Annotated in this window: 18 protein-coding genes; 15 read left to right on the top strand and 3 right to left on the bottom strand. The window is 41.4% G+C overall.

Annotation, left to right across the window (positions count from 1 at the left end):
• Positions 1 to 74 precede the first annotated feature (74 nt).
• The 7 genes from rdgC (at position 75) to I3B46_RS09345 (ending at position 4,909) form a co-directional block, all read left to right on the top strand.
• Entirely contained in the window at positions 75 to 977 is a 903-nt protein-coding gene (gene rdgC, locus I3B46_RS09375) for a recombination-associated protein RdgC (protein WP_196993184.1), read from the top strand.
• Positions 978 to 1,059: 82 nt separating this feature from the next.
• The gene (locus I3B46_RS09370) at positions 1,060 to 1,530 is read left to right on the top strand and encodes a hypothetical protein (protein ID WP_196993183.1); all 471 of its coding nucleotides are present in this window, start codon (positions 1,060 to 1,062) and stop codon (positions 1,528 to 1,530) included.
• 1 nt (position 1,531) lies between these two features.
• The gene (locus I3B46_RS09365) at positions 1,532 to 2,137 is read left to right on the top strand and encodes a hypothetical protein (RefSeq protein WP_196993182.1); all 606 of its coding nucleotides are present in this window, start codon (positions 1,532 to 1,534) and stop codon (positions 2,135 to 2,137) included.
• Between the two features lie 2 nt (positions 2,138 to 2,139).
• Positions 2,140 to 2,937: a DNA adenine methylase gene (locus I3B46_RS09360; RefSeq protein ID WP_196993181.1), complete on the top strand. Its 798-nt coding sequence runs from the start codon at positions 2,140 to 2,142 to the stop codon at positions 2,935 to 2,937.
• An 11-nt stretch (positions 2,938 to 2,948) separates the two neighbouring features.
• On the top strand, positions 2,949 to 3,521 hold the full coding sequence (locus I3B46_RS09355; protein ID WP_196993180.1) for a 3'-5' exonuclease: 573 nt from the start codon (positions 2,949 to 2,951) through the stop codon (positions 3,519 to 3,521).
• 34 nt (positions 3,522 to 3,555) lie between these two features.
• Positions 3,556 to 3,798: an excisionase gene (locus I3B46_RS09350; protein ID WP_036940725.1), complete on the top strand. Its 243-nt coding sequence runs from the start codon at positions 3,556 to 3,558 to the stop codon at positions 3,796 to 3,798.
• Positions 3,782 to 4,909 (top strand): phage integrase Arm DNA-binding domain-containing protein, encoded by a 1,128-nt coding sequence (locus I3B46_RS09345; RefSeq protein ID WP_036940728.1) that lies wholly within the window; start codon positions 3,782 to 3,784, stop codon positions 4,907 to 4,909. Before I3B46_RS09350 ends, I3B46_RS09345 begins: the two co-directional genes overlap by 17 nt.
• 118 nt (positions 4,910 to 5,027) lie before the next feature.
• Here I3B46_RS09345 and icd read toward each other — a convergent pair whose 3' ends face one another.
• Positions 5,028 to 6,281 (bottom strand): NADP-dependent isocitrate dehydrogenase, encoded by a 1,254-nt coding sequence (gene icd / locus I3B46_RS09340; RefSeq protein ID WP_036940731.1) that lies wholly within the window; start codon positions 6,279 to 6,281, stop codon positions 5,028 to 5,030.
• A gap of 804 nt (positions 6,282 to 7,085) precedes the next feature.
• On the opposite strand from icd, the gene rluE reads away from it, so the two are divergent.
• From rluE to I3B46_RS09300, 8 genes are all read left to right on the top strand, one after another.
• On the top strand, positions 7,086 to 7,760 hold the full coding sequence (gene rluE / locus I3B46_RS09335; RefSeq protein WP_014656147.1) for a 23S rRNA pseudouridine(2457) synthase RluE: 675 nt from the start codon (positions 7,086 to 7,088) through the stop codon (positions 7,758 to 7,760).
• On the top strand, positions 7,753 to 8,202 hold the full coding sequence (locus I3B46_RS09330; RefSeq protein WP_072502355.1) for an NUDIX domain-containing protein: 450 nt from the start codon (positions 7,753 to 7,755) through the stop codon (positions 8,200 to 8,202). The genes rluE and I3B46_RS09330 overlap by 8 nt, the downstream gene beginning before the upstream one ends.
• Before the next feature lie 181 nt (positions 8,203 to 8,383).
• Positions 8,384 to 9,487 carry a tRNA 2-thiouridine(34) synthase MnmA gene (gene mnmA, locus I3B46_RS09325; RefSeq protein ID WP_004920779.1) on the top strand — a complete coding sequence of 368 codons (1,104 nt, stop codon included), beginning with the start codon at positions 8,384 to 8,386 and terminating at the stop codon, positions 9,485 to 9,487.
• A 2-nt stretch (positions 9,488 to 9,489) separates the two neighbouring features.
• Complete coding sequence (gene hflD, locus I3B46_RS09320) at positions 9,490 to 10,122, top strand: high frequency lysogenization protein HflD (RefSeq protein WP_004920781.1); 633 nt, start codon at positions 9,490 to 9,492, stop codon at positions 10,120 to 10,122.
• Positions 10,123 to 10,140: 18 nt separating this feature from the next.
• Positions 10,141 to 11,511: an adenylosuccinate lyase gene (gene purB, locus I3B46_RS09315; protein ID WP_104873541.1), complete on the top strand. Its 1,371-nt coding sequence runs from the start codon at positions 10,141 to 10,143 to the stop codon at positions 11,509 to 11,511.
• Positions 11,512 to 11,721: 210 nt separating this feature from the next.
• Positions 11,722 to 12,396, top strand: coding sequence for a two-component system response regulator PhoP (gene phoP, locus I3B46_RS09310; RefSeq protein ID WP_004920785.1), 675 nt, complete (start codon positions 11,722 to 11,724; stop codon positions 12,394 to 12,396).
• Position 12,397: 1 nt separating this feature from the next.
• On the top strand, positions 12,398 to 13,855 hold the full coding sequence (gene phoQ / locus I3B46_RS09305; RefSeq protein ID WP_196993179.1) for a two-component system sensor histidine kinase PhoQ: 1,458 nt from the start codon (positions 12,398 to 12,400) through the stop codon (positions 13,853 to 13,855).
• A gap of 86 nt (positions 13,856 to 13,941) precedes the next feature.
• Positions 13,942 to 15,066: a ribosomal protein uL16 3-hydroxylase gene (locus tag I3B46_RS09300; protein ID WP_036940747.1), complete on the top strand. Its 1,125-nt coding sequence runs from the start codon at positions 13,942 to 13,944 to the stop codon at positions 15,064 to 15,066.
• A gap of 67 nt (positions 15,067 to 15,133) precedes the next feature.
• Here I3B46_RS09300 and pepT read toward each other — a convergent pair whose 3' ends face one another.
• Both pepT and I3B46_RS09290 read right to left on the bottom strand, forming a co-directional pair.
• Positions 15,134 to 16,366, bottom strand: coding sequence for a peptidase T (gene pepT / locus I3B46_RS09295; protein ID WP_004920791.1), 1,233 nt, complete (start codon positions 16,364 to 16,366; stop codon positions 15,134 to 15,136).
• A 205-nt stretch (positions 16,367 to 16,571) separates the two neighbouring features.
• Entirely contained in the window at positions 16,572 to 17,501 is a 930-nt protein-coding gene (locus I3B46_RS09290) for a sulfonate ABC transporter substrate-binding protein (RefSeq protein WP_104873647.1), read from the bottom strand.
• Positions 17,502 to 17,549: the final 48 nt, after the last annotated feature.

Raw genomic sequence — 17,549 nt, 5'->3', positions numbered from 1 at the left:
CACTAGGTAAGTTAATTAATTATTGTCAGTGGTCTTATATATTGTGTGGAGTTAATTATGTTGAGGAACAATGAATGAAACGATTCCCTATTACTAACTGTGTTATTTTCAAAGCGGAATTACCTAGCGCCGAAGTTTTAGAAAATCATTTAAAAGAATTGCCTTTTGTTGATATTTTAGAATCTCACTCTACAAGCTATGGTTTTATTCCAAATAAAATTACTGGTGAATTAGTTACCCCAATTGAAGGTGGTTATATTATTACTTTTCGTATTGATGAAAAGATACTTCCTAAAGCGGCTATCGCCTTTGAGGTTAATAGACGCATTGAAAAATTGAAAGAACAAGGTATCGATGACTTTCTTGAAGCGGAGCTAAAGCATGTTGCAATAGAAGAAATGCTAAAGGTTGCTTTAACTAAAACAAAAATCATCACTGCTCTGTACCATGTTAAAAAGGGTTTCCTGTTTGTGTCCACAACGCGAAAGCCAGACCACCAAGCACTATTAGGTAGTTTAGTGAAAGCTTGCGGTACTGTAAAAACTGAAACTTTTCACATTGATGATGCAAAGAATGGGATTACAACACGGTTATCTAACCACATTGATAACCAACCACCAGCAGAGTGCTTTGGTCATGACCTATATCCCGGCAATTTCCTTTTGCTACAACGTAAGCTTGATAAAAAGCTAGAAACCCTAAAATATGATGCGGAACTTAATTTAATCCGTGAGCAAGTCAAAGACTCTATTGAGAATCATTTTACAGTTTGTTTAATTGAATTGAGTACCTTTGATATAAGCTTTAAGCTTACGGATGATTTTGACTTTAAAAATATCAAGCCTCTAATTGAAATCGACTGTGATGGAGATAGAGTTTTTCGCTATAGACACACTAATGCTGTATTTATGTTTCATATGGTTAATACCATTGAGCTATTAATTGAATTATTAAAATACAAAGAAAAAACAGAATAACTATTTAGCCAACACCAAGGAATTTAATTCTCTTTATTAAGAGACGGACTTTTATTATCTAAATCTGTGTGGAGTATTAATTATGCATATTAATCAAATTGATTTAATTGCTGCGATATCAAGCGAAATTGAAAAACAAATACCCGGCATACCTGCTGAACCTCGTTATATGAATGCCATTATTAAGGCCGCGAATTTGGTTTGTGACGAATTCAAAAAGCCGTTTGTTAAAGCTTCTGAAGGTATGGGGCTTGCTGCTTGGCTTGCTAGTGATGATGTAGGGGCGAGCTCAAAATATATGGCTTCCGTTCTTTCTGGTCAATTTAGCGCTCCACATCATTACCCTTTGGATGGTGCTGATTTAGGTCGCTGCATTCGATTACTAGAAGCCGTACCTGAACTAGCAAGCCAATTACATAAAATGAAAGCATGTTCCCCTCAGTGGTCTGCTGTTATTGATAATTGGGATAAATGGAAGGTTCTTTACGACGCCGGTGAAGGTAAAAAGCTTTATCTAGAAATGAAATCAACTTACAAGTCATTAAGGGATTAACATGAAAGAGCGCGGAATTATTTTTAACTCAGAAATGGTACGCGCCATCCTTGATGGCCGTAAAACTCAAACACGCAGAATCATGAAGCCGCAGCCAAAAACAAATGAAAACGGTGGCTTATCGTGGCCTAGTAATATATGTCAGTCCATGATTAATATCGAAGATATGATGCAGGATAACGAAGGGATATGGGCTGGCATTGCTGGAATAGCCTGTCCACACGGTGGAGTTGGCGATCGCCTTTGGGTTCGTGAAACATTTAAAGCAGGGTTATGCACTAAATCAACAATTGCATACAAAGCTACGCATAAACCCTCTGATTTAGAAGAAGGATGGCTTGAGGAAATTAAGTGGACCCCATCTATCCACATGCCGCGCTGGGCTTCACGTATCACACTAGAAATTACTGATGTTCGAGTAGAGCGCTTGCAAGCAGCTAGCGACGATGATTTTAAAGCCGAGGGATACCCGCTGGAAAGGGCGTTAACTGGCGGTAGTACTGATGCGTTTTGTTGGTTTCGTCACTTATGGGATTCAGTTAGTAAACCTGACTGTAATTTTGAAAGTAATCCGTGGGTATGGGTTATTGAGTTTAAGCGAGTGTGATTATGAATAATATAAAGCACCCAGTTATTCGCTACCATGGCGGCAAGTTTCGGCTTGCCTCTTGGGTGATAGGCCACTTTCCTGATCATCGTTGTTATGTTGAGCCTTTCGGTGGTGCTGCATCGGTTCTTTTACGTAAACCTCGCTCGGAAGCTGAAGTTTATAACGATCTAGATGATGAAATAGTAAATCTGTTTCGCGTTCTACGTGATAAAGACCAAGCTGAGAAACTTATCGATGCTTGCTTATTAACGCCCTATTCACGCACCGAGTTTAATTGTGCTTATGATGATTCAGATTGTCCTATTGAACGAGCACGCAAAACAATTGTGCGTGCCACTATGGGTTTTGGTAGTGCCGGTGCAACAAAAGGCAAAACAGGTTTTAGATTAGACACTAAACGTAATTCAGCAACAGCACAAAAAATATGGACACGGGCACCAGAAAACCTACTCGCTGTAGTAGACAGATTACAAGGGGTATTAATTGAAAATCGTGACGCTGTTCAGTGCATGAAAGACCATGATACCACCAGCACATTGCATTTTATCGATCCACCCTATTTACATGAAACAAGGAGCATGAGAAGCGAAACATATCGGTACGAAATGGATGAATGGGGACACCAGCAATTAATAACCGTCGCTGGCCAGCTTTCAGGAAAAGTTATTATTTGTGGTTATGACAACGATCTATATAACAGCCAACTCTCGAGCTGGCGAAAAGAAGCAAAGACAACAGCAGCAAATGGACACGCAGGTTCTGTAAAACGTACCGAATGTCTGTGGCTAAACTTTTAAGGTGAAATTTAATGAAATATAAACACTTAATGTTAGATCTGGAAACTATGAGCAACAAAAGTAATGCGGCTATTGTCTCGATTGGTGCAGTAGCTTTTGAGCCGTCAACGGGTGAATTAGGTCCCGAGTTCTATTTGACTGTTGATCTGGTTAGTTGCGAAAAGCTCGGCATGCATATTGGTGCTGATACAGTGCTGTGGTGGATGAGGCAAAGTAGTGAAGCTAGAGCTGCTATTGTTGATGAGGATGCTGGAACCATTCAATCAGCATTACTCGCCCTATCCGCTTTCGCTGAAGAACATTTAACTGACAATGTATGTGTATGGGGTAACGGTAGCGATTTTGACAATGTTGTCCTAGCTAGTGCTTATGCTGCATGTGATTTTAATCCGTTCTGGAAATTCTGGAATAATCGAGATGTTCGCACGATTGTAGAGCTTGGTCGTAGTGCTGGTATTGATCCTAAGCGGACATTAGCCTTTGAGGGTGAGCAACACAATGCTTTGGCTGATGCAATTCATCAAGCTAAGTATGTGTCTATTATCCACCAGCATTTAATTAAACCAGTTAACGACGATATTTAAATCTGTATGCGGCAGATGTGTGGAGGTATTTACTGTGACACGTACAAAAACATTGAAAACTTGGGCTCAGGAAGAATTTGAAGCGCCCGTGCCTAGTTATCAAACATTAATACGTTACGCAAAAAACGGCATGATATCACCCCAGCCATTTAAAGCTGGCCGTTGTTGGCGAGTCGACACAAATGCAAGATTTATTGGAATGAATAGCAAACCGACAATCAAGCAAAATGACGATCCGCGATTACTGAGGATATTAGAGGATGGCTCGTCCACGTAAATACAATATCAACATACCGGGCTTATCTTGCTACATTGACGCCAGAACAAAGAAAGTGTACTGGCGTTATAAGCACCCTATCACTGGCAAGTTTCACGGGCTAGGCACAGATGAAAGCGCAGCAAAAGCAATTGCGATTGAAGCAAACTCTCGGTTAGCTGAAGCAAAAATGAACCAGTTAATTAAAGCCAAGGATGAAATTAGCCGAAAGCTAAAAAAAGGGATTACGGTCCATACATGGCTAAATCAGTTTTTAAAAATACAAAAAGAACGCATGGAATATGGCGAAATAAAGCTCAATACATATAAACAAAAAATAGCGCCAGTTGAAGCTTTTCGCCAAGCATGTGGTAACCAAATTATTTCAGAAATAGATGTTAGAGACATAGCATCCATCGTTGATGAATACAAAGAGCGTGGGCAAACAAGAATGGCCCAAGTCGTTAGAATGGTTTTAGTCGATGTATTTAAAGAAGCGCAACATGCCGGCGAAGTTCCACCAGGATACAACCCCGCACAAGCAACAAAGTTGCCAATGAATAGAATTAAGCGCCAGCGATTAGACTTTGATGAATGGCTGGTGATCTTTAATGAGGCTGAAAAAACGCAACGTTATTTGCAAAATGCAATGCTATTAGCGGTCATAACTGGCCAGCGTTTGGGTGATATTGCAAAAATGAGGTTTGATGATGTCTGGGATGACCATTTACATATTATTCAAGAAAAAACAGGCTCTAAAATTGCAATTCCCCTCTCATTACATTGTGAAAAATTGGGATACTCATTAAGAGATGTTATTGCTCGATGCCGGGATCTAATCGTTAGCCCTTATATACTTCATTATCACCACACGACCTCACAGGCTAAACGTGGCGGACAAGTTTCAAGTAATGCAATCACAACATTATTTCAGAGAATTAGGGATCAGACTGATTTGAAGTGGGAAGATGGAACCCCGCCAAGTTTTCATGAACAACGTTCTTTATCGGAAAGGTTATATAGAGATCAAGGCATCGATACTAAAACATTATTGGGACATAAGAGCCAAGCAATGACCGATAAATATCATGACGACAGAGGAAAGAATTGGCAGGTTTTAGCTATAAAATAACGATTATTTTGTAGCTTGTTTTGCAGAAGAGTTTTGCAGGAGTTTTGCAGAAGAATTTTTTAGGCAAAATAAAACGGGAGTGTTTAGGCTCCCGTTATTAATCACATCACGTAATAAATTACATGTGTTTAATGATTGCGTCGCCGAATTCGCTACATTTCAGTAATTTAGCGCCATCCATCAGACGTTCGAAGTCATAGGTTACAGTCTTAGCTTCGATTGCGCCTTCCATACCTTTAACGATTAGGTCAGCGGCTTCTGTCCAGCCCATGTGACGTAACATCATCTCTGCGGAAAGAATAATTGAACCTGGGTTCACTTTATCCTGACCTGCATACTTAGGTGCTGTACCATGTGTTGCTTCAAACAGTGCACATTCTGAACCAATGTTTGCACCTGGAGCGATACCGATACCACCAACTTGTGCCGCCAATGCATCAGAAATATAGTCACCATTTAGGTTCATACATGCGATAACATCATATTCCGCTGGGCGCAGAAGAATTTGTTGTAAGAACGCATCAGCAATCACATCTTTGATAATGATGTCTTTGCCATTTTTTGGATTCTTAATTTTCACCCATGGGCCGCCATCAAGTAGCTCACCACCGAACTCTTCTAATGCCAGTTGGTAACCCCAATCTTTAAAGGCACCTTCAGTGAACTTCATAATGTTGCCTTTATGAACCAAAGTCACTGAATCACGACCGTTATCGATAGCATATTCAATCGCAGCACGAACTAGACGTTTTGTTCCTTCTTCTGAGCAAGGTTTAACGCCAATACCACAATTTTCTGGGAAACGGATCTTAGTTACACCCATTTCATTTTTCAGGAAATTAATGACTTTATCTGCTTCTGCGCTACCTGCTTTCCATTCAATACCCGCATAGATATCTTCTGAGTTTTCGCGGAAGATAACCATATCAGTGAGTTCAGGTTGCTTAACAGGACTTGGCGTACCTTTATAGTAACGCACAGGGCGTAGACAGATATAGAGGTCGAGTTGTTGACGTAGCGCTACGTTCAAAGAACGAATACCACCGCCAACTGGGGTTGTCAGAGGGCCTTTAATTGAAACACGGTAATCACGGATTAAATCGAGAGTTTCTTGCGGTAACCAAACATCTTTACCATAAACTTGAGTAGATTTTTCGCCGGTATAGATTTCCATCCAAGAAATCTTGCGCTCGCCGTTGTAGGCTTTTTTAACTGCTGCATCAACCACTTTCAACATCGCTGGCGTCACATCAACACCAATACCATCACCTTCGATGTAAGGAATGATCGGGTTGTTCGGAACATTCAGTTTGCCTTTAGCATCAATGGTAATTTTAGCGCCTTCTGCCGGAACTACTACTTTGCTTTCCATTAACCTCTCCTTTCACTTGCGCATTTGCTTGTTAATTTTTTGTAAGAGACCTGTCAATACTACTTCAAACTTTCTCTAACGCCAATGGTTAGTCGTTCAAGGTTTTATGCGGATCGCATTAAACGTACTGACTGACTCACATTTTTTGTTGATTTAGTTAACACATTTCCCATTAAATCAACAAGGTACGATAAAAGCCTAATCTTAAAGAAATTACGTAACCAAGATGTTGCTTCGATGATTTAGTGAATAAATGAATAGTTGTTGAAAAAAGAGACTATTTGCAGTTTATCTTAAATGCTATTAAGAAAAATTCGTTTTGCTCACATAAACTAGGTTTATTAAAGCAATTTATCATTGTAAATTAATAGGTTTTAACAGATTTAATGATTTTAAAGTTTTTTATTATATTATTTGTTTTTTTTAATTAATAACCACTGATAAAAATAATCTCTATTATTCTTCTATTAAGTTTATCAATAAGATAAGCTCATGCGCCTTAGATGTATAAAATTAACATCTCTAGATAGAGATACAACTTTAAATATAAAAATTATTCTCAAGCTTAATAAATAATAAACTATCTCCGTCTCCTTATACTTTTATATCTTTCATTTTGAACTTTTTTAAATGCCCTCTTTAAATGACATTTTTTATCTTCTCTTTGTGATTGACAATAAACCTCATCTCCCTCCTTGCTCTTTTGTGTCATTTTTCTTAAAAATCAACTACACTGAAAGCTCAGCCAACATTTTGTTGGCCTGTTTTTATCAATATTTAGTTAATCTGTTAAAATGGATTCTCATGTCTACATCGAATTATAAAGCTAGACCACCAGCCAGTAAGAAAGCGCCGCGCAAGTTTGGGTCAAAAGCCACCTCTGAGCATTTTCGTTCTTCATTGTCATCTCGGACTCAATCTAAGCCCCTTACGTCGCGTAAAGTGATCTTATTTAATAAACCTTTCGATGTATTACCGCAGTTTACCGATGAGCAAGGCCGAGATACCCTAAAAAAATATATTCCAATAACCGATGTTTATGCGGCTGGCAGGTTAGATCGTGACAGCGAAGGATTACTCATTTTGACTAATGATGGGAAATTACAAGCGCGTTTAACACAACCGCAAAAAAACACTAATAAAGTCTATTATGCGCAAGTTGAAGGTATCCCTGATGACGCGGCTCTTGTGAAATTTCGCCAAGGTCTGACTCTTAAAGATGGTCCGACACGCCCTGCTGGTATAGAACGAGTCAATGAACCTGATTGGTTATGGCCGAGAACCCCACCAATTCGTGAACGTAAGAACATCCCGACTAGCTGGCTAAAAATCACACTTAGTGAAGGAAGAAATCGTCAAGTTAGGCGCATGACGGCGCATATTGGTTATCCGACTTTGCGGCTAATTCGCTATCAAATTGGTGAGTATACTCTTAATAATTTAGCACCTGGTGAATGGAAGGAGATCACTCTTGTTTAAACCTCATGTTACTGTCGCAACGATTGTCCATGCGAAGGATAAGTTTTTGGTTGTTGAAGAATGGGTTAATGGCAAACCGACGTGGAACCAACCCGCAGGTCACCTAGAAGCAGATGAAACACTATTAGCCGCTGCTGAACGTGAATTATTCGAAGAAACGGGCATTAAAGGGCGACCGCAAAAACTGCTTAAAATTCACCAATGGATAGCTCCCGATAACACCCCCTTTATTCGCTTTCTCTTTGCATTGGAACTGCCTGAGCGTTGTGATACCCAGCCACAAGATAGCGATATCACTTGCTGCCATTGGGTGAGCGCGCAGGATATTTTGAACAGTGATTGCTTGCGTTCACCGCTTGTCGCCGAAAGCATACGTTGTTTTCTCGAAGGCACTCAATATCCACTTGATGTGTTATCCGCATTTGGGGAGCACTTTGGCTGATTCATGTTGTGTCACAACAAGGCTGGCTCTAAGCGCTAACAGATACTTATCGTTTGCGGGTATGCCAATACCCATTTCGAGCAGAAATCATGATTAGAATATTCCCCCTGCTAACGCTGGCGTAACAAGGGTACAACATGGTAAAGTATGGGGCTTAATTTTTCCGCAGTGAGAGTATTCCATGTCAGATAACAGCCAAAAAAAAGTCATCGTCGGTATGTCCGGAGGTGTAGACTCATCCGTTTCAGCTTATTTGCTTCAACAGCAAGGGTATCAGGTTGTTGGTCTGTTCATGAAAAACTGGGAAGAGGATGATGACGAAGAGTATTGTTCCGCCGCGACCGATCTTGCTGATGCACAATCTGTTTGCGATAAATTAGGCATTGAACTTCATACCATTAATTTTGCAGCAGAATATTGGGATAATGTGTTTGAACACTTTTTGTCCGAGTACAAAGCAGGCCGTACGCCAAATCCTGATATTTTGTGTAACAAAGAGATCAAATTCAAAGCCTTCCTTGAATTTGCCGCAGAAGATCTCGGTGCCGACTATATCGCAACGGGCCATTATGTGCGCCGCCGCGATGTGAATGGTAAAAGCCAATTGCTTCGAGGCTTAGATAACAATAAAGACCAAAGCTATTTTCTCTATACCCTCAGCTATGCGCAAATTGCTAAAAGCCTATTCCCTGTTGGTGAATTAGAGAAACCAGAAGTCCGCCGTATTGCAGAAGAAGTCGGTTTAGTCACCGCAAAGAAAAAAGACTCTACGGGGATTTGCTTTATTGGTGAGCGTAAATTCCGTGATTTCCTTGGGCGCTATTTACCTGCACAACCAGGCCCTATTGTGACCGTTGATGGTGAAACCATTGGTCAACACGAAGGTTTGATGTACCACACGCTAGGCCAACGTAAAGGGCTGGGTATTGGTGGTATGAAAGAAGGCTCGGATGAACCTTGGTACGTTGTCGATAAAGACGTTGAAAATAATCGCCTAATTGTTGCACAAGGGCATGAACATCCTCGTCTGATGTCAACAGGTTTGATCGCCCAACAATTAGATTGGGTCGACAGAGAGCCTTTAACACAAACATTACGTTGTGCTGTCAAAACCCGCTATCGTCAAGCTGACATCCCCTGTACTGTCACGCCACTTAATGACGGGAAAGTTGAAGTTATTTTTGATTACCCTGTTGCAGCAGTGACTCCAGGTCAATCAGCCGTATTTTACCTTGATGAAGTGTGTCTAGGTGGCGGTATTATCGAATCTCGTATTCAGGAGTAGTTGTGGCTAAAAATTATCGCGATATTACACTTGCGCTCGCGGGCATCTGCCAAGCCAGTTACATGGTTCAAAAACTTGCACAAGAAGGTAGTTGTAACGACCATGATCTTGAAGTCATGGTCAATAGCTTAACCAACATGAATCCATCTTCCACCATCGATGTTTATGGGAATGACCCTGTCAACCTAAAAACAGGTCTTGGTGCGATGCTTGGCATGCTATCTGGCGGCAATAACGCAAGCGCATTATCCGCTGAAGTGACCCGCTATATGCTCAGTATTATCGTACTAGAACGCCGCCTCAATAAGAATCAACAAGCTATGGATAAGCTCGGGCAACGAATCGAACAGTTTGAGCGTCAAGCAAGCTATTTTGACCCTATGTCTGACGGTGTTTTTAACGCATTAGCGGGGATCTACGTGGATGTAATTAGTCCACTAGGCCCTCGGATTCAAGTGACTGGCTCCCCTGATATTTTAAAAAATTCACTGGTTCAAGCGAAAGTCAGAACACTTTTGCTCAGTGGTATCCGTAGTGCTGTACTCTGGCAGCAAGTTGGGGGAAGTCGTCTGCAATTAATGTTTTCCCGAAGCCGTCTGAGTAATCAGGCGAAAGAAATTCTGTCTCACTTTTAAAATTTGGAGTTGCTACCAATGGAATTATCCTCACTGACCGCTGTATCCCCGATTGACGGCCGTTACGGTGATAAAGTCAGCGCACTACGCACTATTTTTAGTGAGTTTGGCTTACTGAAATTTCGCGTGCAAGTTGAAGTTCGCTGGCTACAAAAACTGGCGGCAACCGCTCAAATCAAAGAAGTTCCATCATTTGATGATGACGCAAACGCTTACCTAGATGCAATTGTTGCGAACTTCAGCGAAAAAGATGCTATGCGCATTAAAGAGATCGAGCGTACAACTAACCATGATGTGAAAGCCGTCGAGTACTTTCTAAAAGAAAAAGTGGCGCAGGTACCTGCATTACACGCTGTTTCTGAATTTATTCACTTTGCCTGTACTTCTGAAGACATTAACAACTTATCTCATGCGCTGATGCTAAAAACAGCGCGAGAAGAAGTGCTACTGCCACAATGGCGTCAAATTATTGACAAAGTTAAAGCAATGGCTCAGGAATATCGTCACCTACCTTTGCTGTCACGTACCCATGGTCAACCGGCAACACCGTCAACAATCGGTAAAGAGTTTGCGAACGTTGCTTACCGTATGGAGCGCCAATACCATCAGTTAGAGCAAGTTGAGATCTTAGGTAAAATTAATGGTGCGGTTGGTAACTATAATGCGCATATCGCAGCTTACCCAGAAGTTAACTGGCACGAGTTTAGCGAAACATTTGTCACTTCTTTAGGTATTACTTGGAACCCATTCACCACGCAAATCGAGCCGCATGATTATATTGCCGAGCTGTTCGATTGTGTCGCACGCTTTAATACCATTGTGTTAGATTTTGACCGTGATATCTGGGGCTACATTGCACTGAATCACTTCAAACAAAAAACCATTGCTGGTGAAATTGGTTCTTCAACCATGCCACATAAGGTTAACCCTATTGATTTTGAGAACTCAGAGGGTAACTTAGGTTTAGCGAATGCAGTATTGGGCCATTTAGCGAGCAAACTGCCGGTTTCACGTTGGCAACGTGACCTGACTGACTCGACTGTATTGCGTAATCTGGGGGTTGGTCTTGGCTATTCGCTAATCGCTTATCAATCTACCCTAAAAGGTTTAAATAAATTAGAAGTTAATGAGCAACACCTGCTCGATGAATTAGACCAAAACTGGGAAGTACTTGCTGAGCCTATTCAGACCGTTATGCGCCGTTATGGCATTGAAAAACCTTATGAGAAGCTTAAAGAGCTTACTCGCGGTAAACGCGTCACGGCTGAAGGCATGCAGCAATTTATCGACGGACTTGCCCTTCCAGAAGAAGAAAAAACGCGCTTGAAAGGGATGACGCCAGCTAATTACATTGGTTACGCTGTCACTTTTATTGATGAGTTAAAATAATTTTCACCTTTTTAAGTCCTCTCTCTAAGCAAAAGTAGGCAGGAAATATCCCGCCTACTTTTACTGTTTCTGCCCATATCTTGGGTTTGTTTGCCTTTGGTTTACTTAATCACTTGTTGTAAAGCGCTTATCTTTTTACCATAGAGCTTCTAATGCTATTCTTGTTGCAATAATATCGAGCAATTCTCTCTTTTTAATGTGAGGTTTTAGATGCGTATTCTTATCGTTGAAGACAATGCTCTTCTTCGTCACCACCTAACGGTTCAACTCAAAGAGCTTGGTCATCAAGTCGATGCAGCCGAAGACGCTAAAGAAGCTGACTATTTTTTACGTGAAAGCTGTCCCGATATTGCGATGGTCGACCTAGGGTTACCTGATGAAGATGGTTTATCTATGATCAAGCGCTGGCGCAGTACACAAATCAACATTCCTGTACTGGTACTAACTGCACGTGAAAGTTGGCAAGAAAAGGTCCAAGCGCTCAATAGTGGTGCAGATGATTATGTTACTAAGCCTTTTCATCTTGAAGAGCTGGTTGCACGTATGCAAGCTCTGATGCGCAGAAATAGTGGCCTCGCCTCTCAGGTATTAGAATTAGATGGCTTCGTCATTGATTTATCAAGAAAAGAGTTCACGGTAAATGGTGAACCCGTTAAATTAACCGCTTTTGAATACACGATTATTGAAACTTTGCTACGTAACAATGGGAAAGTGGTTAGCAAAGATTCGTTGATGCGCCAGCTCTACCCTGATGCTGAGCTACGTGAAAGCCATACAATTGATGTGTTAATGGGCCGTTTACGTAAAAAAATACAGCAGTTTCATGCTAATGACGTGATAGTGACTGTCCGTGGGCAAGGCTATCGTTTTGATGTGAATGGCTAATATGCGGCTAAAGAAATTTAAATTTAAGCCTTTATCCCTGAGGGCACGCTTTTTGTGTGCGACCTCAGCGGTGATCCTCGCCCTAACGCTCTCCTATGGTATTGTCGCCATATTAGGCTATTTAATTAGTTTTGATAAAACGACCTATACCTTGTTACGTAGTCAAAGCAATCTTATTTATAGTTTAGTGCAGTGGCAAAATAACAAAATTGATATTCGCGTACCGCCTAATTTCACCTTAAATAATCCAACGTTAATCATAATATACAATGAAAACGGGCAGGTTCTATGGCGCCAACGGGAAATGCCTAACGTCGAAAACCTCATTCGCCGTGATTGGTTAAAAAAAGAAGGGTTGTATGAAATTGACACTGATATCGGTGAAACTCGCCTGTTGTTACAAAACAACCCTGAATTTAACAGTAAACTTGATGATATGAACCATAATGACGAGCCGCTAACCCACTCAGTGTCCGTCAATCAATATGGTGCGACAGAAAATCTCCCACCGCTGACTATTGTGGTCGTTGATACATTGCCTCAGGACTTACAAAAAACGGGGTTAGTCTGGGAATGGTTTGGCTATGTACTGCTTGCTAATCTTATTTTAGTGATCCCTCTACTTTGGCTCGCCGCTTATTGGAGCTTGCGCCCCATTAAATCGCTCGTTTCACAAATTAGTAGCCTAGAAAAAGGTGAACGCGAGATGTTGGATGAAAATCCACCTTATGAGTTGCGTGGCTTGGTTCGAAACTTAAATAATTTGCTGACTAACGAGCGTAAGCGTTATAGCAAATATCGCACCACGCTTTCTGATTTAACCCATAGCCTAAAAACCCCTCTTGCCGTTTTACAGTCCACTTTGCGCTCACTAAGAACAGGTAAACAGATGACGATTGAGCAAGCAGAGCCTGTGATGCTTGAGCAAATTGGTCGTATTTCTCAACAAGTGGGTTATTACTTGCATCGGGCTTCTGCTCAAGGTGACAATAACCTTATGTTGCGCGAGATATCCTCAGTTCCCTCTTTGCTCGATAGTCTTGCTAGCGCCTTACATAAGGTTTATCAAAATAAAGGTGTCTCGATTACCGTTGATATTTCGCCTGAAGTGACTTGGCTAGGCCAGCCGAATGACTTTATGGAAGTGATGGGCAACATAATGGAAAACGCCTGTAAGTACTGCCTTGAGTTCGTCGAAGTGACCGCCCGTGTTGGGGATGACCATTTGGTGATCACTGTCGATGATGATGGCCCCGGTGTACCCGAAAGCCAACGTAACCTTATTTTTGCGCGGGGGCAACGTGTTGATACCTTAAGGCCCGGTCAAGGCCTTGGCTTATCTATCGCCGTTGAAATTATTGACCAATATGATGGCGATATTACGATCAGTGACAGCCCGCTCGGTGGTGCACGAGTGGAAGTAACTTTTCGTCGGCAAGAAATGAATCAAGATAATTAATCTGTGATCATCGCGCTTGTTTAACCCCTGCTATGGCGGCAAATTCAGGTATACTATCAATAGATATGTTAACGCAGGACAATAAGATGGATTATAAACTGAATCTTGACTGGCAGAGTTTTCTGGATAGTCATTGGCAGAAACGCCCTTTACTCATTAAAAATGGTTTTACACGTTTTATTGATCCTATCTCGCCTGATGAACTCGCGGGACTGGCGATGGAAGATGAGGTTGACAGCCGTTTAGTCAGCCATAAAGAAGGGTTATGGGAAGTTGCTCATGGTCCTTTTGAAAGTTATGACCACTTAGGCGAAGAGAATTGGTCTATCCTAGTACAAGCCGTTGACCATTGGCATCATCCCAGCGCGGCGTTGATGAAACCCTTTAGAGTCTTGTCTGACTGGCGAATGGATGACTTAATGATCTCCTACTCTGTTCCTGGCGGCGGTGTCGGCCCACATTTAGACCAATATGATGTTTTTATCATTCAAGGTGAAGGTCGTAGGCGTTGGCGCGTTGGTGAAAAAGTGCCGATGAAACAACACTGCCCTCACCCTGATCTTCTGCAAGTGCAACCATTCGATGCCATTATTGATGAAGAGATGGAGCCGGGGGATATTCTGTATATTCCACCTGGGTTCCCACATGAAGGTTACGCCATTGAGCCTTCTCTCAACTACTCTGTTGGCTTCCGTGCACCGAATACCCGTGAGCTTATTAGTAGCTTTGCGGATTATTTGATTTCCAATGATTTGGGGAGCTACCGCTATAGTGACCCTGACCTCTCATTCCGAGATAACCCAGCTGAAATCTTGCAGGGCGAACAAATCAAGTTACGTGAAATGATGGAGTCCATGCTCCACGACCCTGAGCTTTTCCGTAAATGGCTCGGTGAATTTATTTCACAATCACGCCATGAGCTAGACCTTGCACCGCCAGAGCCGCCTTATGAGCAAGATGAGGTGTACGATCTGCTTAAAACACAGCAAGAGACCTTGTATAAACTCAATGGCCTCAGGGCATTACGTGTCGGCGATCAATTCTTTGTTAATGGTGAATGCTTAGAAACGACTTGTTATGCTGCGGCAGATAGCCTATGCCGTTATGACGCGGTGAATGCTCAGCAGCTTGGTGATGCAATTGATGACGTGAATTTCATTGCGTTAATGACTGCGCTCATCAATAGTGGTTATTGGTACTTTGATGACTAATCAATAATATCATTCTGCACCTTATGGTGAATTCATAAGGTGCAGACTCTTAGCCTACGCCTACGGTTTAATTGCGCGCACGTTCAGCCGTCAACTCAACAATACGCATTATCACGCTTACAGCCTGCTCCATACCCTCTTGGGTAATAAATTCATGCTTACTATGAAAGTTATAGCCACCCGTAAAAATATTCGGGCAAGGTAGGCCTCGGTATGACAGTTGAGCGCCATCGGTTCCACCACGAATCGGCTTCACGATAGGTTCAATACCGCAATCTCTCATGGCTTGGTGAGCTATTTCAATAACATGTGGATGTTTCATTACCTCTTTATGCATATTGTAATAGCTATCATCGATAGTCAGTTCAATGTAGCAGCTTGGGTGTAATCCCTGCCCTACTTTTTCTGCAATACGGATAATATTTTTCTTACGCTCTTCAAATTTTTGGCTATCAAAGTCACGAATAATATAGTTCATTTCTGTTTTTTCAACTGTCCCCTTCATGGAGTTCAGGTGATAAAAACCTTCGTAACCATCGGTATTTTCCGGTGTTTCTTCTCTCGGTAATTCAGCGTGAATACGGTTTGCCAGTGTTAACGCATTCACCATCACCCCTTTTGCCGTACCTGGGTGTACATTATTACCCACGATTTTTATCGCTACATTCGCGGCATTAAAGTTTTCATACTCGAGTTCACCGACCGCCCCCCCATCAACGGTATAAGCCCAGCGTGCGTCAAAGACATTTAAATCAATATATTGAGCACCACGCCCTATCTCTTCATCAGGAGTAAAGGCAAGACAAATTTTACCATGTGGCACATTATTGGCCTTTAAACGCACAAATGCGGTTATTATCTCTGCTATACCTGCTTTATCATCCGCACCAAGTAAGGTTTTACCATCTGTCATGATCAATGTTTTGCCGATCATCTCATGCAATACAGGAAACATCACTGGAGATAGCACCTCATCACCAATGCCTAAAGCAATATCACCACCTCGATAATTTTCTAAAATCTGGGGGGAAACATGTTTACCAGAGCAATCCGGGGAAGTGTCTAAATGTGAAATAAAACCAATAGTAGGAACATCCCAATCAACATTCGCAGATAAACAAGCGGTCACACACCCCTGTTCTGAAAGAGCGACATCTTCAAAACCGAGCTCTCTTAGTTCCTTGACCAGTGCACGAGCAAATTTTAGCTGGCCTGTGCTACTAGGTATTGTTTTAGCATTTAATTTTGATTGTGTATCAAAAGCAGTATATTCAAAAAACCGCTCTAAAAGTTTGTCCATACGTAATTCCCCCAAGTATCAATAAGATTATTATGAGAAAGAACGTATGAACAATTCTTGTTTTAAATCACCTTTGGGGCTAATGGTGGCTTATTTCCGATAAAATAATACTGATAAGATAAATCGAGTACCACTTATTGATAAGTTTTGTCGCCTTATCAATATTTAATAAAATTTATCTTGTTATGGCTTATTGTTGATAAAGTTAGGTTTTATTTGCATTAGCTTCTACTTTCCATTGTGCCTTTTTGACATCAATAGCAACAGGTATTAAACGTATCTTCGCGAAGATATTCGCAATATTTTGTTGCTCTAAAAATGCACTATCACTCATACGAATAAAACCATAATTTGTGCGTTGTAACGCTTTTAACCATATTTTTTTATCGAGACCCGTTGATGCAGACAAAATTGCAGCCGTTGCTTGCGGGTTGGCATTTGCCCACTCACTTTGCTGGCTCAATTGCGTAATAATCGCTTCAGCGTATTGTGGTTGTTTTTCAGCAAACTGCCGACTAGCAAGGAAAAACGTATAGTGAGAAGCTAAATTTTCCCCATTCACAATTTCACGTACAGGCAAGCTTGTTTCAACTTCTGCTAAAAAAGGGTCCCAAATCGCCCATGCATCGACAGCACCTTGTTCAAAAGCCACTCTGGCATCTGATGGTGGTAAATAAACTGGCGTTATTTCGTTATATTTCAATCCGGCCCGCTGTAAGGCAGCAACTAGCAAATAGTTAACATCGGAGCCTTTATTTAAGGCAACCCGCTTGCCTTTTAAATCACTTACGGATTGAATGGGCGAGTTTTTAGGTACGACAATCGCTTCTGATTGAGGGTTACTGGGTGAATGGCCTAAATATACAAAATCTGCTTGAGCCGCCTGAGCAAATATTGGTGGTGCATCCCCTGTTGCCGCAAGGTCAATACTGCCAATATTTAAGCCTTCTAGCATTTGAGGGCCTGCTGGAAACTCAATCCAGCGAACATTCACATTATATTCTTTAAATACCGGCTCTAGCGTTCCTCGATATTTAAGCAATGCTAAAATATTCGCTTTCTGATACCCAATATTAATCACTTTCGTTTCTGAATAAGCAAAACTGGTAAAGGTATACATAACCCACAATACCATCAATAAAATAAACTTTTTCACCAAGGCTCTCCTAACACGCTAAATAGT

The sequence above is a fragment of the Providencia sp. 2.29 genome (assembly GCF_015832305.1).
Lineage (GTDB): Bacteria > Pseudomonadota > Gammaproteobacteria > Enterobacterales > Enterobacteriaceae > Providencia > Providencia stuartii.
This window is presented reverse-complemented; position numbering and strand designations above follow the sequence as displayed.